The sequence below is a fragment of the Actinomadura violacea genome (assembly GCF_017573465.1).
Classification (GTDB): Bacteria; Actinomycetota; Actinomycetes; order Streptosporangiales; family Streptosporangiaceae; genus Spirillospora; species Spirillospora violacea.
This window is the reverse complement of the sequence record NZ_JAGEPF010000042.1, coordinates 33,302-52,025: the sequence shown is the minus strand read 5'-3', so window position 1 is coordinate 52,025 and position 18,724 is coordinate 33,302. Positions and strand designations below refer to the sequence as shown.

The 18,724-nt window shown below is 74.1% G+C and carries 17 protein-coding genes; 9 read left to right on the top strand and 8 right to left on the bottom strand.

The window, feature by feature from the left end:
* The first annotated feature begins 108 nt into the window (after window positions 1–108).
* Window positions 109–696 (top strand): Uma2 family endonuclease, encoded by a 588-nt coding sequence (locus tag J4709_RS46995; protein ID WP_208251997.1) that lies wholly within the window; start codon window positions 109–111, stop codon window positions 694–696.
* On the opposite strand, the gene J4709_RS46990 is transcribed toward J4709_RS46995, so the two are convergent.
* The 4 genes from J4709_RS46990 to J4709_RS46975 all read right to left on the bottom strand — a co-directional run bounded on the left by J4709_RS46990 (window position 697) and on the right by J4709_RS46975 (window position 6,639).
* Window positions 697–1,239: a methylated-DNA--[protein]-cysteine S-methyltransferase gene (locus J4709_RS46990; protein ID WP_208251996.1), complete on the bottom strand. Its 543-nt coding sequence runs from the start codon at window positions 1,237–1,239 to the stop codon at window positions 697–699.
* Window positions 1,240–1,313: 74 nt separating this feature from the next.
* The gene (locus tag J4709_RS46985; protein ID WP_208251995.1) at window positions 1,314–3,971 is read right to left on the bottom strand and encodes a DUF6493 family protein; all 2,658 of its coding nucleotides are present in this window, start codon (window positions 3,969–3,971) and stop codon (window positions 1,314–1,316) included.
* Window positions 3,968–5,347 carry an SWIM zinc finger family protein gene (locus J4709_RS46980; RefSeq protein WP_208251994.1) on the bottom strand — a complete coding sequence of 460 codons (1,380 nt, stop codon included), beginning with the start codon at window positions 5,345–5,347 and terminating at the stop codon, window positions 3,968–3,970. The genes J4709_RS46985 and J4709_RS46980 overlap by 4 nt, the downstream gene beginning before the upstream one ends.
* 50 nt (window positions 5,348–5,397) lie before the next feature.
* The gene (locus J4709_RS46975) at window positions 5,398–6,639 is read right to left on the bottom strand and encodes a hydroxymethylglutaryl-CoA lyase-like TIM-barrel protein (protein WP_208251993.1); all 1,242 of its coding nucleotides are present in this window, start codon (window positions 6,637–6,639) and stop codon (window positions 5,398–5,400) included.
* A 67-nt stretch (window positions 6,640–6,706) separates the two neighbouring features.
* On the opposite strand from J4709_RS46975, the gene J4709_RS46970 reads away from it, so the two are divergent.
* The 4 genes from J4709_RS46970 (at window position 6,707) to J4709_RS46955 (ending at window position 9,889) form a co-directional block, all read left to right on the top strand.
* Window positions 6,707–7,990 (top strand): citrate/2-methylcitrate synthase, encoded by a 1,284-nt coding sequence (locus J4709_RS46970; protein ID WP_208251992.1) that lies wholly within the window; start codon window positions 6,707–6,709, stop codon window positions 7,988–7,990.
* Window positions 7,991–8,060: 70 nt separating this feature from the next.
* Window positions 8,061–8,417, top strand: coding sequence for a hypothetical protein (locus J4709_RS46965; protein WP_208251991.1), 357 nt, complete (start codon window positions 8,061–8,063; stop codon window positions 8,415–8,417).
* 92 nt (window positions 8,418–8,509) lie between these two features.
* Window positions 8,510–8,860: a DUF3817 domain-containing protein gene (locus J4709_RS46960; RefSeq protein WP_208251990.1), complete on the top strand. Its 351-nt coding sequence runs from the start codon at window positions 8,510–8,512 to the stop codon at window positions 8,858–8,860.
* A gap of 105 nt (window positions 8,861–8,965) precedes the next feature.
* The gene (locus J4709_RS46955; RefSeq protein ID WP_208251989.1) at window positions 8,966–9,889 is read left to right on the top strand and encodes a bifunctional helix-turn-helix transcriptional regulator/GNAT family N-acetyltransferase; all 924 of its coding nucleotides are present in this window, start codon (window positions 8,966–8,968) and stop codon (window positions 9,887–9,889) included.
* Window positions 9,890–10,636: 747 nt separating this feature from the next.
* Here J4709_RS46955 and J4709_RS56010 read toward each other — a convergent pair.
* Entirely contained in the window at window positions 10,637–11,821 is a 1,185-nt protein-coding gene (locus J4709_RS56010; protein ID WP_208251988.1) for a PucR family transcriptional regulator, read from the bottom strand.
* Window positions 11,822–11,972: 151 nt separating this feature from the next.
* On the opposite strand from J4709_RS56010, the gene J4709_RS46945 reads away from it, so the two are divergent.
* On the top strand, window positions 11,973–13,253 hold the full coding sequence (locus J4709_RS46945; RefSeq protein WP_208251987.1) for an MFS transporter: 1,281 nt from the start codon (window positions 11,973–11,975) through the stop codon (window positions 13,251–13,253).
* A gap of 11 nt (window positions 13,254–13,264) precedes the next feature.
* Window positions 13,265–14,545 (top strand): alkyl sulfatase dimerization domain-containing protein, encoded by a 1,281-nt coding sequence (locus tag J4709_RS46940; RefSeq protein ID WP_208251986.1) that lies wholly within the window; start codon window positions 13,265–13,267, stop codon window positions 14,543–14,545.
* Here the strand turns inward: J4709_RS46940 and J4709_RS46935 are convergent.
* Window positions 14,535–15,947, bottom strand: coding sequence for a DHA2 family efflux MFS transporter permease subunit (locus J4709_RS46935; protein ID WP_208251985.1), 1,413 nt, complete (start codon window positions 15,945–15,947; stop codon window positions 14,535–14,537). The two genes, J4709_RS46940 and J4709_RS46935, sit on opposite strands and share 11 nt — an antisense overlap.
* Window positions 15,948–16,059: 112 nt before the next feature.
* Between J4709_RS46935 and J4709_RS46930 the strand changes: the two genes are divergently transcribed.
* On the top strand, window positions 16,060–16,695 hold the full coding sequence (locus tag J4709_RS46930) for a TetR/AcrR family transcriptional regulator (protein WP_208251984.1): 636 nt from the start codon (window positions 16,060–16,062) through the stop codon (window positions 16,693–16,695).
* A gap of 100 nt (window positions 16,696–16,795) precedes the next feature.
* Here J4709_RS46930 and J4709_RS46925 read toward each other — a convergent pair whose 3' ends face one another.
* Window positions 16,796–17,299 (bottom strand): hypothetical protein, encoded by a 504-nt coding sequence (locus tag J4709_RS46925; protein WP_208251983.1) that lies wholly within the window; start codon window positions 17,297–17,299, stop codon window positions 16,796–16,798.
* Window positions 17,300–17,705: 406 nt separating this feature from the next.
* Between J4709_RS46925 and J4709_RS46920 the strand changes: the two genes are divergently transcribed.
* Window positions 17,706–18,077 (top strand): hypothetical protein, encoded by a 372-nt coding sequence (locus J4709_RS46920; protein WP_208251982.1) that lies wholly within the window; start codon window positions 17,706–17,708, stop codon window positions 18,075–18,077.
* An 18-nt stretch (window positions 18,078–18,095) separates the two neighbouring features.
* On the opposite strand, the gene J4709_RS46915 is transcribed toward J4709_RS46920, so the two are convergent.
* On the bottom strand, window positions 18,096–18,644 hold the full coding sequence (locus J4709_RS46915; protein WP_208251981.1) for a GNAT family N-acetyltransferase: 549 nt from the start codon (window positions 18,642–18,644) through the stop codon (window positions 18,096–18,098).
* Window positions 18,645–18,724: the final 80 nt, after the last annotated feature.

Below are 18,724 nucleotides of genomic sequence, written 5' to 3'. Positions count from 1 at the left end.
ATCCTCGGGCTGCTAACTTCCGACCTCTCGGCGTAATCAAGTGAACGCCCAGTGTGATCGAACGTCGATGTCCCCCATGACACACTGGGCCTATGGAGGTGATGAGGCGTGGCACTCGCAATGCCCGCCGAACCGATGCCTGATCGTGATGGGTTCACCGTCGAGGACTGGCTGGCGCTGCCGGAGAGCGGGCAGCGCGTCGAACTGATCGACGGGAGTTACGTCGTGAGCCCCCTCGCCGCGACCAATCATCAGATCTGCACAGGACGGCTGCGCGACGTGCTCCTTGCCGCCGCGCCGGACGACATGGAGGTGACCGAGGGAGCCAACGTTCCCTGCGCAGGTGAAGGCGCGATTCCCGACGTCGTGGTCGGTGACGCCGAGGCCATGCTCGCCGGCACCGTGGCGCTCGACCCGCAGTACATCCACCTCGTCGCCGAAGTGGTCAGCCCGGGGCGAAGCAACCGCCGGCGCGACTTCACCGACAAGCCCCGGATGTACGCGGCGGCGGGCATCCCGGTGTTCCTGCGCGTCGAGCTGATCGGCGAGGGGGCGCCCTGCGTGGAGGTGCTCGCCCTCAAGGACGGCGAGTACGTGCAGGCCGACCGCGTCTGCGCGGGGCGGACGCTGCGGATCGCGGAGCCGTTCGAGGTGTCGTTCGACCCGGCCGTGCTCGTCGGGCCGCGGCGGCGGTGATCAGGGGGCCCGGGTGATGTCCCAGTCGAGGGTGGCGGGGAGGGCTCCCTCGAGGGTGAGCAGCCAGCGCTTGACCTCGACGCCCGAGCCGCCGCTGTAGCCGCCGAGGCCGTTCGAGGCGACCACCCGGTGGCACGGGACGATCAGCGGGATCGGGTTGCTCCCCATCACCTGGCCGATGACCTGAGCGTGGACCTCGGTGCCGCTGCGGTCGCCGAGGTCGCCGTAGGTGATCGTCCGCCCGTAGGGGACGGTCTCGTACAGCGTCGCCAGGACCTGCCGCTGGACGTCGCCCACCAGCCGCCAGTCGATCGGCAGCTCGAACGTCTTCAGGTCGCCGGCGAAGTAGTCGCGCAGCGCCGCCAACGCCGGGTCGAGCCGTCCGGGCGCGTCCACGACGGGCAGCCCCGTCTTGCGGGCGGCGCGCTCGCGGGCGGCGGGGGTGTCGCGGAAGTCCAGCGACACGATCCCCGTCTCGGTCTCGCTCACGAGCAGCCGGCCCAGCACGGTGTCGACCGTGCCGAACGCGAGTGTGTCGGTCATCGTCGGATGCTCCCTTCCGGTCCGTCCAGCCTGCCATGCGGGTCCGTCACTCGCTTCAACACCGCGAGGCCCGGTCAGGTTGCGGTGAGGGTCCGGTGCAGCCGGGCGGCCTCCTTCACCGGCCGGCTGGACCCGCCGCGGCCCGCCACGGCCTCCAGCGCGGGGATCGCGCCGCGCGCCCGGGTCGTCTCGGCGGTGCGGGTGCCGAGGGCGAGCAGGTCGGGCAGGCCGCGGACCGCGTGCCCGTCCGGCTCGGCGAGGACCTCGGGCAGCGCGGCGGCGATGATCGTCCAGACGTCGGCGTGCGCGCCCGCGTCGGCGGCGGAGCCCAGGGCCTTCCCGATCCGGCCGAGCTTGATGCGGCCGAACGCGGCGAGCCGGCCGATCGCGGCGCCGGTCTCGGCGGCGGGCAGGACGCCGCGCGCGCTCAGCGTGAGCAGCGCGTCGACGGCGTCGGCGCGGTGGCGTTCGTGCGCGTTGGCCAGCGTGCAGGCGAGCAGCGTCCCGGTGGCGGCCCCGGACGGCCCGTCCGCCTCCGCGAGGGCCAGCATCGTCGTGCCCTGCAGCCAGGCCTCGTCGGTCAGGCCGGCCTGGTAGGGGACGAGTTGCGCGGCGGCGATCTCCCGGTGGGACGGCGTGATTCCCGGCCACCAGGCGAACGTGTGGGAGAACTTCGGCCGTCCGAAGTCCCGCCAGCCCTCCTCCGGGAAGGAGCACAGACGCGCGATGTCGGAGTCGCCGGGGAAGGAGACGGCGGAGAAGATCCGGGACGGGAGGCGGAGCGTGCGGTCGCCGACCGTCGCGGTCGGCTCCTCCAGGACCTCGCACCGGACGTCCGGGTCGGGCTGCGGGCCCGCGGCCAGCCAGGCCGCCATCGCCTGCCCGGCCGGCGAGGCCAGGCCCTTGGCGCGGGTGACGGCGGCCGGGTCGATCTCGCGCGGGACGCGGAGCATCGCCTGCGCCAGTTCCGCGCGTCCCGGCTCGGCCCCCGCCGCTTCGAGCCTCTCGAGCCGCTCGACGAGCACGTCGGGATCGACGTGCCCGGCGGCCGTGGTGGGGGTGGCCAGCAGGACCGGGACCCGTCCGACGGCGGCGGCGATCTCGCGCCCGCGCAGGGCCAGGAACCGGTCCAGCTGCGGATCGAAGACCGTTTCGCCCTTGCGCGACCATCCCTTGACGAGCGAGGCGAGGGCCTCGACCAGGCGGCCGGGGGTCTTGGGGACGAGCAGGCAGCGGACGGAGAACAGCGTCCAGTCCTTCTCGTGGTGGCCTATCTGCTGGTCGGGGTCCGCCAGCCAGGGCGCCCGCTTGTCCACGACGGGACGCAGGGCGTTCCTCGTGCCGTCGATGTCCTGGTAGGCGAACGCCACGAGCGCGGCGACGAAGCGTTCGACCGCGAGCCAGTCCGGGTGCTCGGTGCGCAGGAGGACGGCGAACTCCTCGGCGAGTTCGGCGGGCGAGCCGATCGGCGCGGGCATCTCGCGCGGGACGAACGGCGGCGGACCGGGCGGCGCCCAGGGTTCGGGGGCGGCGGCGCCGACTTCGCCGAACGCCTCGGCGATCATGGCGCGCAGGGTGTCCGGGAGTTCGGCGGCGGCGATCCGGACGCCCTCGCGGGCCTCGGCGGACGCCTTCCCGGCATGCTTCACGGCGACCTTGACGGCGCGCTCCCGCAGGTCGAGGGCGTCCGAAGAGAACACCGCGAGGACGGCGCGGAGCGCGGCGTCCACCCGGTCGTGCTTACGCGCCGTCCGGTCCGCCCAGGTCAGCCCGGCCCGGACGAGCTTCTTCTCGGGCCGGAACAGCACCGCGCCCGCGGCCTCCTCGAACAGCGGCTCCTCGATCGGCTCGCGGTCGTCGGCCTGGCGGACGGCCTGCAGCGCCACGTCCGCGACCTTCGGCGGCGCGGCCGGCAGCAGCCGGACGTAGTCGCGCGCACGCGCCGCGAGCTCCTCCGCGGTCGGGTCGAGGACTTCGTGCAGCCGGACGAACCATCGCAGCTCATGGGGCGTGCCGCCGCGCAGGAAGCGGCTGACGCAGCCGTCCAGCAGCATCCCGCGGTCGAGCCGTCCCGACGCGGAGAGCCCGGCGAGCGCCCCGACCCAGGACTTCTCGCCGTCCGGCTTGTACTGCAGGGTGTTCTCGTCGAAGGCGAGGGCCGTGCCAACGCCGTCGGCCTCGAACAGGCGCGGGACGAGGGCGTCCAGGAACGGGTCGTCGGCGAGGGCGCTCGGGTCGGCGCCGCCGCTCGCCCACAGCACGACGAAGCCGTCCGCAGCCGGGGGCTCCGCTCCCGCCGACAGCGTGAGCCCCGCCGCCATGTGCCAGCGCGGCAGCACGGACTCCGCGAAGTCGGTGATCCGGAGGCGGTCGGCGATGCGGCGGGCGACGTCGGCGCGCCATTCGGCCGGGCGGTCGGCGGTGACGGCGTCCAGGTCCCGGCGCAGCTCCCGGCCCTGGGAGCGGAGCCACCAGGTGTCGAACTCGCGGCGGCACAGCCAGGCCGCGACGGCGGCGGCGCCGCCGATCGTGCCGGCGCCCGCCATCATCAGCGGCCGGTGGTAGCCCCTCTCCAGGTCCCCGAACCGGGTGGCGTCGCGCATCTCCTTCAGCTTGCCGGGGAGCCGGTCGGCGACCTCCTTGCGTCCCGGCCCGTCGAGCCCGCGGACGAGGCCGATGACGCGGCCCTGGTCCTTGGCGTCGATCGCGTCGCGGATCGCGTCCCAGCTCATCGCGCCGCCTCCGCTTCCAGCCCGGCGACCAGCGCGCCGTCGCGCCGGACGATCGTGGCCGCGAGGACGTGCTTGCACGGCCCGCGCTCACCCCGGTGGTCGAACCACCACGGGCAGGTGCAGGTGACGCGGTCGCCGTCGAAGCGGACGTCGCGCTCGCCGCCGTCGGTGGTCACGACCGCGGTGTCGTCGCCGGTGAAGCGGACGGCACCGTTCTCGACCAGCGCGCGCGCCGACCGCAGGCGCGGGTTCAGCGCCGCCACGCGCGCCGCGTCGTAGGGCAGTTCGCGATGGAAGAACGCGGCCTCCGCGGTGTCGAAGCCGACGCGTCCGGACGTGCCGAGCTGCGTCAGCGCCGCCTTCGTCCGGTCGGGCGGCAGGCCGGAGCGTTCGGCGAGCAGGCCGGGATCCACGCGGGGTTCGAACGACAGCAGCGCGCCGATCAGGTCGGCGTCGCCGGCGGCCTCGTCCGTCGCGAGGGCGTCGAGGACGGCGCCTTCACCGGAGAAGCCCCGCGACACCTCGGGCGACAGTGTCAGGAAGTACCGCATGCCGGGAAGCTCCAGTTCCCAGACGCTCGACACCGGCCCGCTCGACGCGGTGACGGGCGGCCCGTACGCGCGCAGCGCGCGGGCGAACCGGAGCAGCGGCAGCATCGTCCGCAGCCGGTCGGGCCCGGACAGGCAGACCGCTCCGGGCGCCGGACGCGACGAGATCCGCAGCGTCCGGCCGGCCGGCACCGCCCACAGCGCGCCGCGCGAGCGGCCCGGCAGGGACCGCAGGAACCGCACCGCGTCCGGGCCCTTCAGCTCGGCCCGCGGATCGAATCCGGCGGTGATGACCTGCACCTCGGCGAACCCGCGCAGCCATCGCTCGGGCAGCGGCACCTTCTTCTCCACCACCGCGCCGTCCGCCGTGGTGACCGCCATCTCGTCGGCGCCCACCGCCAGGTGCAGCGGGTCCGTCCCGCCGACGCGGGCGAGCGCCTCCCGCAGCGGACCGTTGACGTCGACGTTCGTGGTGCCGCGCTCGAGCACCTCCCCGTCCAGCGCCGGTTCCAGCACGTCCAGCCGCGCGTACACGCCGCCGCACGCGGAGAACGACTCCATCCGCAGCCGGTCGCCGTTGCAGGTGACCACCGGGTCGCGGAAGCCGGTCGGGCGCGGCTGGAAGTACCGGGTCTGCGCGACGTCGGCCAGCCCGATCAGCGCCGCGGCGGCCGGCGCCGCCTGGGTGAGCACCCCGCTGAAGAAGTGCGGGTGCGCCCGCGGGCCGGTGCTCGTCGTCCCTCCGGACGTCGACAGCCCGAGGAGGCCGCCGTCCAGCCCGGAGGGACGCGTGTAGGAGTAGGCCTGTGCCGTCGCGGTGCTCGCCATGCCTCCACAAGGTAGAGATCACCAGCGACAAAAGCGCTGGAACAGGCGAATCACTCGATAGCCCCGGGGAACAGCAGCGCGAGTTCGCGGGGGTACTGGGCGATGAGGCGGAGTTCGTCGTCGGTGAGGGGGCGGCCCGTCTGGGCGTTGCAGAGCTGGACGAGCTTGAACGACAGCTCCTCGTCGGCGGGCTCGACGCCGAGGCCGTCCATGACGTGCCGGAACCCTGCCTTGCCGCCGTACTCGCCGGTGAGGACGACGCGTCCCGGCCGCGCGTGCCGGTCGTCGGGGAAGGGGCCGAGGGTCTCCTCGTCGTACAGCTCGTAGTTGCCGTGGTCCTTCAGGGCGCCGTCGGCGTGGATGCCGGACTCGTGCGCGAAGGCGTTCCGGCCGACGCCGACCTGGTTGTAGGGGAGCGGCTGGCCGAAGGCGTAGCTCGCCCACAGCGAGAAGCGGCGCGCCCAGGACAGGTCGATCGGGTCGCCGATCTCGGCGCCGGTCAGCTGCGGGTCGAAGGCGTGCCGGAAGGCGAGGATGGTGGACAGCAGGTCGGCGTTGCCGGAGCGTTCGCCGATCCCGTTGACGCAGGTGTTGATCCACGCGTCCTGCCCGGCCTGCAGGTCGCCGAGCGCGCCGTGGATGGAGTTGGCGACGGCGAGGCCGAGGTCGTTGTGGCAGTGCGTCTCGACGGGGATGCCGATCGCGGAGGCGAGCCTGGCGAAGCGCTCGCGGATGCGGTCGGGGCTGTCGCCGCCGATGGTGTCGCAGTAGCGGACGCGGTCGGCGCCGGCCTCCTTGGCGGCGAGCGCGAACTCGGTGAGGAAGCCGTCGTCGGTGCGGGAGCCGTCCTCGGCGTTGACGCCGACGGTCTCGGCGCCGCCGACCTTGGCGGCGCGGACGGCCGCGGCCATCTCGCGGATGACGGCGCCGCGGTCGAGCTTGCCGCGGAACTTGTTCGCGAGCATGTAGTCGGACGTGGAGATGGACAGGTTGTAGTGCGCGAGCCCCTTGCCGCCGGCCCTGACCTGGACGGCCTTCTCCACGTCCTGCGCGACGCCGCGGCACCAGCCGGACAGCCGCAGGCCGCCGAACGCGCCCGCCTCCGCGAGCGCGATCTGCGCCCGGACGTAGGGGACCTCGTGGAACAGGAACGGGAAGCCGATCTCGGACTGCGCGACGCCGAGCCGTCCCAGGTAGAAGTTCACCATCGTCTTGCCGAACTTCGACAGCCCGGTCCGGGCGGTCTGGACGCCGTCGCGGTTGGTGACGTCGAGGAAGTGAATCTGTGGCATGCCCTCAGATTGACAGCCGGATCCATATGTATCAATATTGATCAAAATCAATGTTGATGGAGCGTGCATGGGTACGGACGACCAGGTGGGCGGGTGGATCGACGCGGCGGCGGCCGCCGAGCGGCTCGGTGTGAAGCCCGCCACGTTGTACGCCTACGTCAGCCGCGGCGTGCTGCGCCGCCGGCACGCGCCGGACGGCCGCCGCAGCCTGTTCGACGCCGCGCAGGTGGAGGAGCTGGCCCGGCGCGGCAAACCCCGCCGCGGGCCCGGGCCGGGCGAGCTGGCGATCGAGTCGGCGATCACCGCGCTCGGCGCCGACCGCCCGTACTACCGGGGCCGCGACGTCCTCGGCCTGGCGGAGGACGGAAGGTTCGAGGACGTCGCCGGCTGGCTGTGGACGGGCCGCGACGCTGAAGGGGAGGCGCCGTGGCGGCCGCGGGACGAGGGCGTCGCCGCGGCGGTCGCCGCGCAGTCGGGACTGCCCGAGGAGCTGCTGCCGCTCGACCGCCTCCAAGTGATCGTGACCGCGCTCGCCGCCGCCGACCCGCTCCGCCACCACCTGGACCCCGACGGCGTCACCGGCACCGCCCGCTCCCTCATCGCCGGCCTCGTCGAGGCCCTCCCGCCAGCAGGGAACGCCCGCTCTCATGACGACGGCTCGCCGCAGGCCGGCGAGGCCGGGGTGGCGGAGCGACTGTGGGAGAGGGTGTGCCCGCACCCGGCGGAGGCGGGGATGCTGCGCGCGCTGGAGGCGGCGCTGATCCTGCTGGCCGACCATGAGCTGGCGGCATCGACGCTGGCCGCGCGGGTCGCCGCGTCCGTGCGGGCCGACCCGTACGCGGTCGTCGCGGCCGGGCTCGGCGTGGCCAGCGGGCCGCTGCACGGCGGCGCGTCCTACGGGGCGGAGCGGCTGATCGCGGAGGTCGCCGACCCGGCGTCGGCCGCCCGGGTCGTCGGCGGGCGGCTGCGCGGCGGCGAGCGCATCCCCGGCTTCGGGCATGTGGTCTACAAGTCGGGCGACGGGCGCGCGACGCTGCTGCTCGACCTCGTCCGCGCGGCGGCTCCCGGGCACCCGCGGCTCGCCGCCGCCGAGGCCGTCCTGGACGAGGCGGAGCGGCGCCGGCTCCCGGCGCCGAACATCGACGTCGCCTTGGCGGCGCTCGGCGCGGTCGCGGGGTTCGTCCCGGGCGCGGGGGAGGCGGTGTTCGCGGTCGCGCGCACCGCCGGATGGCTCGCGCACGCGATCGAGGAGTACGGCGGCGCGCACCCGCTGCGGCCCCGCGCCGTCTACACCGGCCCGCCGCTCCCGGACGCCGCCTCCGCGCCGCGCCGGCCGGGGCGTTCGCGCTGACCGCGGCCGTGCCCGCGGCCATCCGGGGGTTGTGCACGGACGGCGCGGGACCGGGGGTACGCTCGGTGACGTGCGACGGTTCCTCACCCCGGCCTGGCTCGGCCTGCATGCGATCGCGGTCGTGCTCTGCGGCGCGTTCATCGGCTTCGGCTGGTGGCAGTACGACCGCGCCCAGGACGGCAACGACCGCAGCTGGGCGTACACCTTCGAATGGCCGATCTTCGCGCTCTTCGTGATCGTGATGTGGGTCAAGATGATCCGCGACGAGAAGGCCGGCGTCACCCCGGCGCCCAAGGTGATCGAGGAGCCGGCGGAGGCCGCCGTCAAGCGCGAGATCATCCGGCAGCAGGAGGAGGAGGACCCCGCGCTCGCGGCCTACAACCGCTACCTCGCGCGGCTCAACTCCCAGACCGACCGGCGCGGCTGACCCGCGCCCCTGCGGGCGCGCGCCCCGGCCGCCGCGGGCCGTCCGATGTGTGCGGGCCGCCGGACGCGGCCGGCCGAGGAAAGGTGTGAACTGTGGAAGGCGCGGTGACCCGGTACCGGATCCTGGCGCTGCTCGTCGGCAGCCTGCTGGTGCTGCTGGTGGTCGGCATGGTCCTGAAGTACGGTCCGACCGACATGCCCGCGATGGCGGGCATCGTGGCGCCCGTCCACGGGCTGTTCTACATGGTTTACCTCGTCGCCGCCTACGACGTGTGGCGGCGGGCGGACTGGCCGTTGAGCAAGATGGTCGTGATCGTCCTCGGCGGCGTCGTGCCGCTGATGACGTTCTGGGTCGAGCGCAAGGTCGTCGCCGAGGCGCGCCAGGTGCCTCCCGCCGCGGCCGCCGAGCCCGAGCCGTCCGGCGCCGACTCCTCCCGCGCCTGATCCCTTCCCGCGCCGGATCCCTTGGCGCCTGATCTCTTCCTGGGACTGGATCCGCGGGCCCCTTCCGGAGTAACGTTTGACTGAGTCAAACGTAGGAGGCGGGGCATGGAGGCGACCGCGGCGGACGTCGGCACGGTGCGCGCGTTCAACCGGTTCTACACCGGCGTGATCGGGGTGCTCGGCGAGGGCCTGGTGCGCTCGCCCTACTCCCTAACCGAGGCCAGGGTGATCTTCGAGCTGGCGCAGCGGGACGACGCCGAGGTGCTCGCCCTGCGCCGCGCCCTCGACCTCGACCCCGGCTACCTCAGCCGGATGCTGACCCGCTTCGAGAACGACGGCCTCGTCGTCCGCGAACGCGCGCCCGGCGACGCCCGCCGGCAGGTCGCCCGGCTCACCGACCGGGGCCGCGAGGTCCACGCGATGCTCGACGAGCGGTCCAGCGCGGAGATCCGCGCGCTGCTGGACGGGCTCGCCGCCGACGACCGCCGCCGGCTGCTCGGCGCGATGCGCACCGTCCAGGGCGTCCTCGGCGACCGCCCCCGCGCGGACGGCGCCCTCCTGCGGCCACTGGCCCCAGGCGACCTCGGCTGGGTGGTCGAGCGCAACGGCGCCCTCTACGCCGACGAGTGCGGCTGGGACCGCACCTACGAGGCGCTCGTCGCCCGCGTCGTCGCCGGCTACGTCGAGGACCACGACCCCGAGCGGGAGAGCGCGTGGATCGCCGAGGCCGGCGGCGAGCGGGCCGGCGCGGTGTTCTGCGTCCGGCGCGAGGACGACGTCGCCCAGCTGCGCCTCCTGCACGTCGAGCCCGGCGCGCGGGGCCTCGGGGTCGGCGCGGCGCTGGTCGGCGAGTGCGTCCGGTTCGCCACCGAAGCCGGGTACCGCGAGATCATGCTGTGGACGACGGCGCTGCAGCGGCCCGCGCACCGGATCTACGAGCGCGCCGGGTTCGTCCTGGAAGAGGAGGAGCCGCCGGTCGCGCGGTTCGGCGACGTGGTGCACGGCCAGGTCTGGCGCAAGAAGCTCTGACCCCCGCGCGGCGGGCGTGCGAACGAACCGAGGCCCGTGAAGGCGCTCTCGCCTTCACGGGCTCGGCTCCGCAGCGATCCCTTACTGCGTGGGGGCGGCCGGGACGGGGGTCGGACGGAGTTCCGGCCGCCTGGTGCACCGGCATGGCGCCGGCATGGATCGGGGCTGATTCCCACCTCCCTTCCGGACCCGGCCGGACGAGGGCGTGACGGCCCGTCCGGCTTCGGGGGGCGGGCACCGCAGGGGCGCCCGGACGAACGGGGGCGTTGGGGCCGGGCCGGCGGCACAGGTCGGCGGGGCCGCCGGCCCGGCGGTGAGGGGCGCCGGCGCCGCGGGGGCGTACGGCACCGGCGCCCGGTGGCGGTCGCGACGGGAGGCCCGGTCCGGTCCGGGGCGGCCGAGGACCCGAGGTGTGTCGCCGTCGCCCGCCGGCAGGGCGCGCGTCGGGGGACGCCGCGTGCCCTGCCGGCCGGTGACGGGAACGCCCTCGGCCGCGCCGGCCGGGCCGTGCGGCGAACGGTGCGCGGGACCGGTGGGGCGGTGCTCACGCTGCGTGCCTGTCATCGCCCGCCTCCTCGATCCGACCTGGGACTTTGCCGTCCCAGGAGCTTGGCGTTCACCCTGTGTCACGAACACGTTGCGTTAAGTACCCGCACGTCATGAGGGCGCAAACCGGGGGTGTGCAAAGAATCGTGATCGCGAAGCGGACTTTGCCAGCGCATTGCCCGGTGACAGGTGGATGATCCGTTACGCCCGGCCGTCCCGGCCACGGAGAGTGAGCGCCGCGGCGCACAGCAGCACGCCGCGGGTGGTGCGCGGGTCGGCGCCGGTGAGGCGGCCGATGCGGGCGAGCCGGTTGTCGACCGTGTTGGGGTGCACGGCGAGCGCGGCGGCGGCCCGGCGGCGGTCCATGTCCGCGTCGAGGAACGCGCGGAGCGTGTCCAGCAGCTCGGGGCGGCCGTCGAGCGGGTCGAGCGCGGCGGCGACGGCGGGACCGCTGTCGCCCGCGCCGGCCAGGTGGTAGTCGAGCAGCACGTCGTCCAGCTCGTACACGCCCGCGGGCCGTCCGGCGGACTGCGCGATCCCGGCGATCCGGGCCGCCCGCTCGGACGCCTCGGGGACGTCCGCCGTGCCCGCCGAACGAGCCGCGCCGGCGACCACCGGCCCGGCCGCGGCGCCCGCGCCGGCGAGGAGCCGTCCCAGCTCGGGAAGCCGCTCCGCCGCGTGCACCGGCAGCAGGACGTGCACCCCGCGCTCGTCCTGGAGCATCAGCGGCGCCCCCTCGCCGAACCCCTCCAGCCCCGCGCGGACCCGCCGCAGCACGCGGCGCTCGGCGATGCCCGGGCTCGCGGCGGCGCCGGCGAAGCGCAGGTGGAGCACCAGGTAGGCGTCCGCGAGCGGGATCCCGAACCGGTCCGCCGTCGCCCGCGCCGGCTCCCCGGCGAGCAGCGCCCGCGCCACCTCGCGGACGGCCTCGCGCCGCTCGTCCAGGATCGCCGCCCGCTCCGCCTGGTACGCCTCCGTCACCGCGACCACGACCCGGTTGGTGCCGCGCAGCTGCAGGCGCGCCAGCATCGGCAGCGCGCCCAGCTCGTCCGGGCGGGCCTCGGCGACCAGCGCGTCCCAGATCACCTCGGCGCCGATGTAGTACGAGGCCAGCAGGTTCGCCAGCGGAAGGCCCTCCTCGGCGCGCTGCGCGGCCCGCTCGCGGAACAGCCGCAGGTCGTCCTCGTCCACCGGCGCACCCTCGGCCATCCGCAGGAACTGCCTGATCGCGTACCGGGCGGTCGCCGCGATCTCCACGTCCCGCATGTCCGCCGGGAGGTCCGCGTAGTCGGGGAGCGCGGCCAGCCGGCGCTGCGTCAGCTCCCGTGCGAGCCGGTTCACCTGGCCCTCGCAGCGCGCCGCCAGATCCGCCGCGACCCGCCGCACCCGGTCCTTCTCGATGACGACCTCCCTGCCGCCGATTGTGACATGTCACAGCCGAACCGGGTGAACGCGGGAGAAACGCCGGTTGTCGCAGTGCGGAGCCCGGCAGGAGAGTGATCCGTACCACCCCGCCGCCCGAACGGAGCCCCGCCGCATGGCCGACCCGCCCGAGCCGTCCCGCCGCGCCCGCACGATCCTGGTGCTGCTCGTCCTCTTCATGATGATCAACTTCATGGACAAGACCGTCCTCGGGCTGGCCGGCAAGCACATCCGCGACGACCTCGGGCTTTCCGACACCGCGTTCGGCTCCATCGGCAGCGCGTTCTACCTGCTGTTCAGCGTGTCCGGCATCGTCGTCGGGTTCCTCGCCGACCGGGTGCCCGCGCGCCGGCTGCTCGCCGTCCTCGTCGTGGTGTGGAGCGCGTCCCAGCTGGTCATCGGGCTGCCCGCGGCCGGCCTCGGCGCCCTGCTGGCCACCCGCGTCACGCTCGGCATGGCCGAGGGCCCCGCGTTCGCGACCGCCAACCACACCGCGTTCGGCTGGTTCCCCGACCGCGAGCGCGCGCTGCCGAGCAGCCTGCTCACCGTCGGCGGCGCCGCCGGCGTCGCGATCGGCGCGCCGCTGCTCGCGGTCGTCGTCACCCGGTTCGGCTGGCGCGCCGCCTTCGCCCTCACCGGCGTCCTCGGCGTCCTGTGGACGCTCGCCTGGCTCGGCCTCGGCGGCGAAGGCCCCTATGCGTCCCGCGCCGAACCCGCGCCGGACGAGCCGCGCGTCCCCTACCGGCGGCTCCTCACCCGCGGCACCGTGCTCGGCGGCCTCGCCGCCGGATTCGCCGGGTTCTGGACGATGGCCGTCGCCGTCACCTGGCTCCCGCAGTACCTCCAGCGCGTGCACGGCATCGCGCTGGAGAAGGCCAGCCTCATCGCCGCCGGGACGCAGGTCGTCGGCATCGGCTTCATGCTCGCCATCGGCTACGCCTCCACCCGCATGATGCGCGCCGGACGGACCAGCCGGGCCGCGCGCGGCGTCCTCGGCGGCGCGGCCCTCGTGACCTCCGGACTCGCGACCCTGCTCGTCACCCGCGTCGGCGGCGGAGCGGCGCTGATCCTCGTCATGATGATCGCCTTCACCGTCGGGAACGCGTTCTTCGGCCTGATGCAGGCCGCCCTGTCGGAGCTCGTCCCGGCGTCCCGGCGCGGCGCGCTGCTCGGCATCGTCACCGCGATCGCCTCCACCGCCGGCGCGTTCGGCCCCCTGCTCACCGGCGCCGTCGTCGACGCCGCGGCCACCCGCGCCGCCGGCTTCCAGCACGCCTTCGACCTCGGCGCCGTCCTGATGATCTGCGGCGGGCTGCTCGCCGCCGCGCTGATCCGCCCCGCCCGCGACCGCGCCTCGCTCGACGCGGCGCCGGCCCCCGCCCTGCTCGCCCACTGAGAGGAACAACCATGGACATCAAGGACTACGCGGACAGGGTCTGGCGCGGCACCGCCGACGACAGCATCGTCCACACCGGCATGGGCGGCTCCGGCGTCGTCGAGATCGCCGACGGACTCGGCTGGCAGCCCGGCTTCGGCAACGTCATCGCGTTCCGGAGCCAGGGCGAGCTGATGCTGTTCGACACCGGCAACCAGATGACCGCCGAGAGCCTGCACGACCGCATCCGCGCCTGGACGCCCGACCCGCTCACCCTCGCGTTCTACTCGCACGGCCACATCGACCACGTCATGGGCATGGGCCCGTTCGACGCCGAGGACGGGCCGCGCACCCAGGTCGTCGCGCACGAACTCGTCCGCGACCGCTTCGACCGGTACGTCCTCACCGCCGGCTACAACTCCGTCATCAACCAGCGCCAGTTCCAGGCCCCCGGCCTGCGCTGGCCCACCGAGTACCGGCACCCCGACGTCACCTACCGCGACGGCCTCACCGTCACCCGCGCCGGCCTCACCTTCGACCTCTTCCACGCCAAGGGCGAGACCGACGACGCCACCGTCGCCTACGTCCCCGAGTACAAGCTCCTCCTGCCCGGCGACCTGTTCATCTGGCTCACCCCCAACTGCGGCAACCCGCAGAAGGTGCAGCGCTACCCCCGCGAATGGGCGCACGCCCTGCGCCGCATGGCCGCCCTCGGCGCCGAGGTGATGATGCCGTCGCACGGCGCCCCGCTCTTCGGCGCCGACCGCATCGAGCAGGCCCTCACCGAGACCGCCGAATGGCTCGAGAGCATCATCGACCAGACCCTCGCCATGCTGAACGACGGCCGCCGCCTCGACGACATCGTGCACGCCGTCACGCCGCCCGCGCACCTGGCCGACCGCGTCTACCTGCAGGCCAAGTACGACGAGCCCGAGTTCATCGTCCGCAACCTGTGGCGCATGTACGGCGGCTGGTACGACGGCAACCCCGCCCACCTCAAGCCCGCCCGCGACGCCGACATCGCCCGCGCCGTCGCGTCCCTCGCGGGCGGCGCCGCCAAGATCGCCGACGCCGCCCGCCGCGCCGCGGGCGACGGCGACCTGCGCCTGGCCGCCCACCTCGCCGAGATGGCCGTCCAGGCCGACCCGGACGACGCGTCCCTGCACGAGGCGCGCGCCGACGTCTACGCCGCCCGCGCCGCGTCCGAGCCGTCCCTCATGGCCACCGGCGTCTTCAAGTGGGCCGCCGACGAATCCCGCCGCGCCACCGGCAGGGACGGCACGCCGAGCACCCTCGGCAACCTCATCGCCTAGCGGCGACGGGCACCTCGACGGGCGCCGGCCGGAGCCGTCCGGGCAGCAGGACGGTTCCGGCCAGCAGCAGCGCGACGGTGCCGGCGCCGAACCAGGCGACGCCGCGGAACCCGTCCATCGGGCCGTCCGCGCCCTGCATGATGAGCGCGACGACCGCGATGCCGATCGAGGCGCCGAGCTGGTTGAGCATGTAGAGGGCCGAGCTGCCCTGCGGGACCATTTCGGGCGGCAGCGTCCGGTACAGCGCACCCATCGTCGGAGCTCCGACGCAGCCGAGGCCGATCCCGACGGCCAGCGCGGCGAGGCACGTCCACGCCTCGCCGGAGCCCGCCGTCGTCCGCGTGAACCCGAGCATGCCGGCGAGCGCCAGCACCGCGCCCCCCTGCGCGAGCGTCCTGGACCCGACGCGGTCGGACAGGCGCCCCGCCAGCGGCATGGCGGCCGCGCCGCCGAGGCCGACGGGCGTGACCAGCAGCCCGGCGACGAGCGCGCTGTGACCGAGGGCCTGCTGGTAGTAGAGCGGCAGCATGAAGATGGCCGCGAACGTGCCGAGGCCGGTCAGCAGCATGACGGTGACGCTGGCGGTGAAGGGCGCGCTGCGGAACATCCGCACGTCGATGATCGGCGCCGTCCGCCGGACCCGCAGGGCGCGCACGGCGTAGCCGGCGATCAGGACGGCCCCCGCCGCGAGCGGGACGAGCGCCTGCCAGGCGGCGTGCCCGGTGGCGCGCGACAGGCCGACGATGCCGGCCGCGAACGCGGGGGCCAGCAGCGCCAGCCCGGCGACGTCCAGGCGGACCCGCGGCGCGTCCTCGCCAGGGGAGTCGCCGGGCAGCGCGCGCCGCGCGAGCAGCAGCGCGACCAGGCCGACCGGCAGGTTGATGAGGAACATCCACCGCCAGCCGAGCGTGTCCAGCACGATCCCGCCGACGATCGGGCCCGCGACCGGCCCGAGGGACAGGATGAGCCCCATCAGGCCCATCACGCGCCCCGCGCGGGCCAGGCCCGCGGCGCGTGCCAGCAGCACCAGCACGAGCGGATCGATGATCCCCGCGCCGAGGCCCTGCACGACCCGGAAGACGATCAGGCTGCCGATGTCCCAGGCCAGCGCGGAGGCGAGCGACCCGGCGAGGAACAGCGCGAGCCCGCCGAGCCACAGCCGCCTGCCGCCCGCGCGGCCCACCGCCCAGGACGTCACCGGGATCGCCGTGACCAGGGCGAGCAGGTAGGCGGTGGACACCCAGCCGACCGTGCCCAGCGAGGCGCCGAACCGGCCGGCGAGGATGTCGGCGGCGACGGCGACCATCGTCCCGTCCAGGATTCCCATGATCCCGCCGATGAGGACCGCCGCGATCAGCCGCCGCAGGGCGGCGTCGAACCGGCCGGTGTGGACGGTGTTCATCGCATCATCTCCCGAATTAGACTCACGAGTCTGGATTAGAAGACCTATCAGACTTGATCGAGTCGGTCCACTCAACGAGACTCGCGAGTCCAGTTCGGGTAGGGTGGCGCTCATGGGCACAGCGGTGGATCCGGCCGGTTCCCGGGGGCGCATCGACAAGCGGCGCGCGATTCTCGACGCCGCCTTCGCGGTCTTCGCCCGCGAGGGGTACACGCAGGCCGGCGTGGACGTGATCGCCGCGGAGGCGGGCGTCGCCAAGGCCACCGTCTACAACCACTTCGGCGACAAGGAGACGCTGCTCCGCCGGACGATCGCGGACCTGGCGGAGCAGGCGCTCGAGCAGAACCTGGCCGCGATCGAGCGCCTCGGCACCCCGGGGGACGACCTGCGCGCGCTGCTGGAGGACGTCGGCCTCAGCCTCGCCCACTGCTACTGCGACGACCGCTCCTGGACGCTGCGGCGCCTTCTGATCGCCGAGTTCGCCCAGTTCCCCGACCTGCTCGACGTCATCTGGGGCCGGGTGAACGACCGCGCCCTCGACGCCCTCGCCGACCGCCTGGCGCGGCTGACCCTCGCCGGCCGGCTGCGCGCCAACGACCCGGTGGCCGCGGCCGAGCAGTTCTCCGCGCTGCTCAGCGCGCCCCTCGACAAGCGCACCCGGCTCGGCACCCGCGACGTCCCCGAGGACGAGGTCCGCGCGGTGGTCACCGCCGCCGTCGCCACCTTCCTCGCCGCCTTCGCCCCCTGACCCGCGCGCACCCGGAACCCGCTCGGCGCCACCGGCCGGACCGGGACCCCCGCCACCGCGGGCAGACCGATCTCCCGATCGGCCGGGCCGGCCGACGCCGCTACTCGGCGAGCCGGGCGATCGAACGGGCGAGTTCGGAGGCGACCCGCAAGGCCCGGCGCCGCTGCTCGGCGGACAATGTGGCGGCGTCGGCCCTGTCCTTGTCGCCGGTGGCGGTCGAGACCAGCACCGTCACGTTGCGGACGCGGAACAGGACGTCGCTCTGACCGGGGGAGGAGCGATCCAAGGGCGAGCGCAGGCCCTCGTCGCCGAGCGGCACCGGGTCCCAGTCGCCGGTGTCCCTGAACTTCTTCTCGCCGCGGAACATCTCGGTTGCGTAGGCGGTCGCGTTCTGCGTCATCACCGGATGGTGGAGCTCGACGTCCAGCGCCGTCATGTCCTGGTCCCAGGTGCGCCGGTGAGGCGTCCACAGGTAGCAGGTCCAGCGGTCGACGGAGCCGCTCGCCTTGTCCTGCCTGCACTCGGAGTACTTGGCGGCCGCGAACCGCAGATCCTTGCGGAGCCCCGAGGACAGCAGCGTCCGGGGATCCGGGACGCGCCGCACTTCACCGGCCCGGAAGGTCGGAGAGGGCGAGGGCGCAGGCGCGGGACGTTTGGACGCCGCGTCCGGAAAGGGTGCTTTCTGTCCTGAACAGCCGCTCAGCAAAGCGGCCATCAGGACGGCGCCGGCAAGGACGGAACGCATGCGGCGCTGACCGGCCATCAGACGGCTCCTCGTCGGGGGGACGGAGACCCGCGAACCATACCGACTGACCGCCCCCGCCCGCCCCGGACCGCAAAGACTTGGTTTCCGGATCCGACCCGGTAGAGCGGGCGTAGAGGGTGTAGGCCGCCACCGCCTCGTCAGGATCGGTGGACGAGTCCCAGGCGGCGGCGAGGGTGCTCGGTCCATGGCCGGTCAGATGGACGCCGTCGGGCGTCACGGGGCGGCGGATGCCTATGATCGCGGCATGGCGTCCGATGTCTCCGCTTCGTCCAGCGTCGTGTCCGCCGAACGGCCGCCCGCGGCGGCCGGAGGACGGGGCGCGTCCCGGCTCATCGCGTGGCTGACCGGGTGGTGGCTCACCAGCCCGCTCATGTTCTGGGCGGTCCTGGTCCAGGGCGAGGCCGATCACGACATCGCTCATGATTCCTTCTGGGATCTGGTCGTCAGGGCGCTGGGGTGGATCGGGCTGGGCGGCGTCGTGCTCGCTCCGGTCGCCGGCCTCGTGGTGGCGTCGATCGGGCGGCGGCGCCGTGCGTGCGCGCGCTTCGCCCTGATGGGGGCGGTGTCGGCCGCCGGCTTCCTCGCCATCCTGTACCTCGTCCTGCACGCCGACTGACCGTCCGGATTGTCCGTTCTACTTTGCGGTTTCGGTGGATAGCGAGGGCGACAGTGCCGCGAAGAGCAGGCGGTCTTGCCAGCGGCCCCGGATGTGAAGGTGATCGCGGAGGCGGCCTTCGCGTTGCATGCCGATCTTGGTGAGGACCCGGGCCGATGCGGCGTTGCCGGGGTCGCAGGTGGCCGAGATCTTGTGCAGGCCGAGTTCGTCGAAGCCGAAGCGGAGCAGGGCGGTGGCGGCTTCGCTGCCATAGCCGTTTCCCCACCAGGCGCGGTGCAGGACGTAGCCGATCTCGGCGCGTCGGTGGAAGGTGCTGGTGACCCGAAGTTCGATCGACCCGATGAGCGCGTTGTGCCGGCGGTCGACCACGGCGAGCGCGAACCGGTGCCGAGGGGTGCTGGTGGCGTCCTGGGTCACCTCGGCGAGGAATGTGGTGGTGTCGGACGGGCTGTTGGGCCCCCAGTCGGTGTAGCGGGTCACCTCGGGGTCGCCGGCAAAGGCATGGACGGCCGCGTGGTCACTGGCGCCGAACTCGCGTAGCCATAGCCGTGGTGTGCTCAATTCCATGATCCTCAGTATCGGAGCCGGTGAGCCTGCGCCACGCCTCCGGATTTGTGTTGGAGTGCACTCCAGCTCCTAGGTTTCGG

Excerpts from the sequence above, each read along its gene's own strand:
- J4709_RS46990 (WP_208251996.1), bottom strand. The coding sequence starts at position 1,239 with ATGACCGACACACTCGCGTTCGGCACGGTCGACACCGTGCTGGGCCGG.
- J4709_RS46985 (WP_208251995.1), bottom strand. The coding sequence starts at position 3,971 with ATGAGCTGGGACGCGATCCGCGACGCGATCGACGCCAAGGACCAGGGC.
- J4709_RS46980 (WP_208251994.1), bottom strand. The coding sequence starts at position 5,347 with ATGGCGAGCACCGCGACGGCACAGGCCTACTCCTACACGCGTCCCTCC.
- J4709_RS46975 (WP_208251993.1), bottom strand. The coding sequence starts at position 6,639 with ATGCCACAGATTCACTTCCTCGACGTCACCAACCGCGACGGCGTCCAG.
- J4709_RS46970 (WP_208251992.1), top strand. The coding sequence starts at position 6,707 with ATGGGTACGGACGACCAGGTGGGCGGGTGGATCGACGCGGCGGCGGCC.
- J4709_RS46955 (WP_208251989.1), top strand. The coding sequence starts at position 8,966 with ATGGAGGCGACCGCGGCGGACGTCGGCACGGTGCGCGCGTTCAACCGG.
- J4709_RS46945 (WP_208251987.1), top strand. The coding sequence starts at position 11,973 with ATGGCCGACCCGCCCGAGCCGTCCCGCCGCGCCCGCACGATCCTGGTG.
- J4709_RS46940 (WP_208251986.1), top strand. The coding sequence starts at position 13,265 with ATGGACATCAAGGACTACGCGGACAGGGTCTGGCGCGGCACCGCCGAC.
- J4709_RS46935 (WP_208251985.1), bottom strand. The coding sequence starts at position 15,947 with ATGAACACCGTCCACACCGGCCGGTTCGACGCCGCCCTGCGGCGGCTG.
- J4709_RS46930 (WP_208251984.1), top strand. The coding sequence starts at position 16,060 with ATGGGCACAGCGGTGGATCCGGCCGGTTCCCGGGGGCGCATCGACAAG.
- J4709_RS46920 (WP_208251982.1), top strand. The coding sequence starts at position 17,706 with ATGGCGTCCGATGTCTCCGCTTCGTCCAGCGTCGTGTCCGCCGAACGG.
- J4709_RS46915 (WP_208251981.1), bottom strand. The coding sequence starts at position 18,644 with ATGGAATTGAGCACACCACGGCTATGGCTACGCGAGTTCGGCGCCAGT.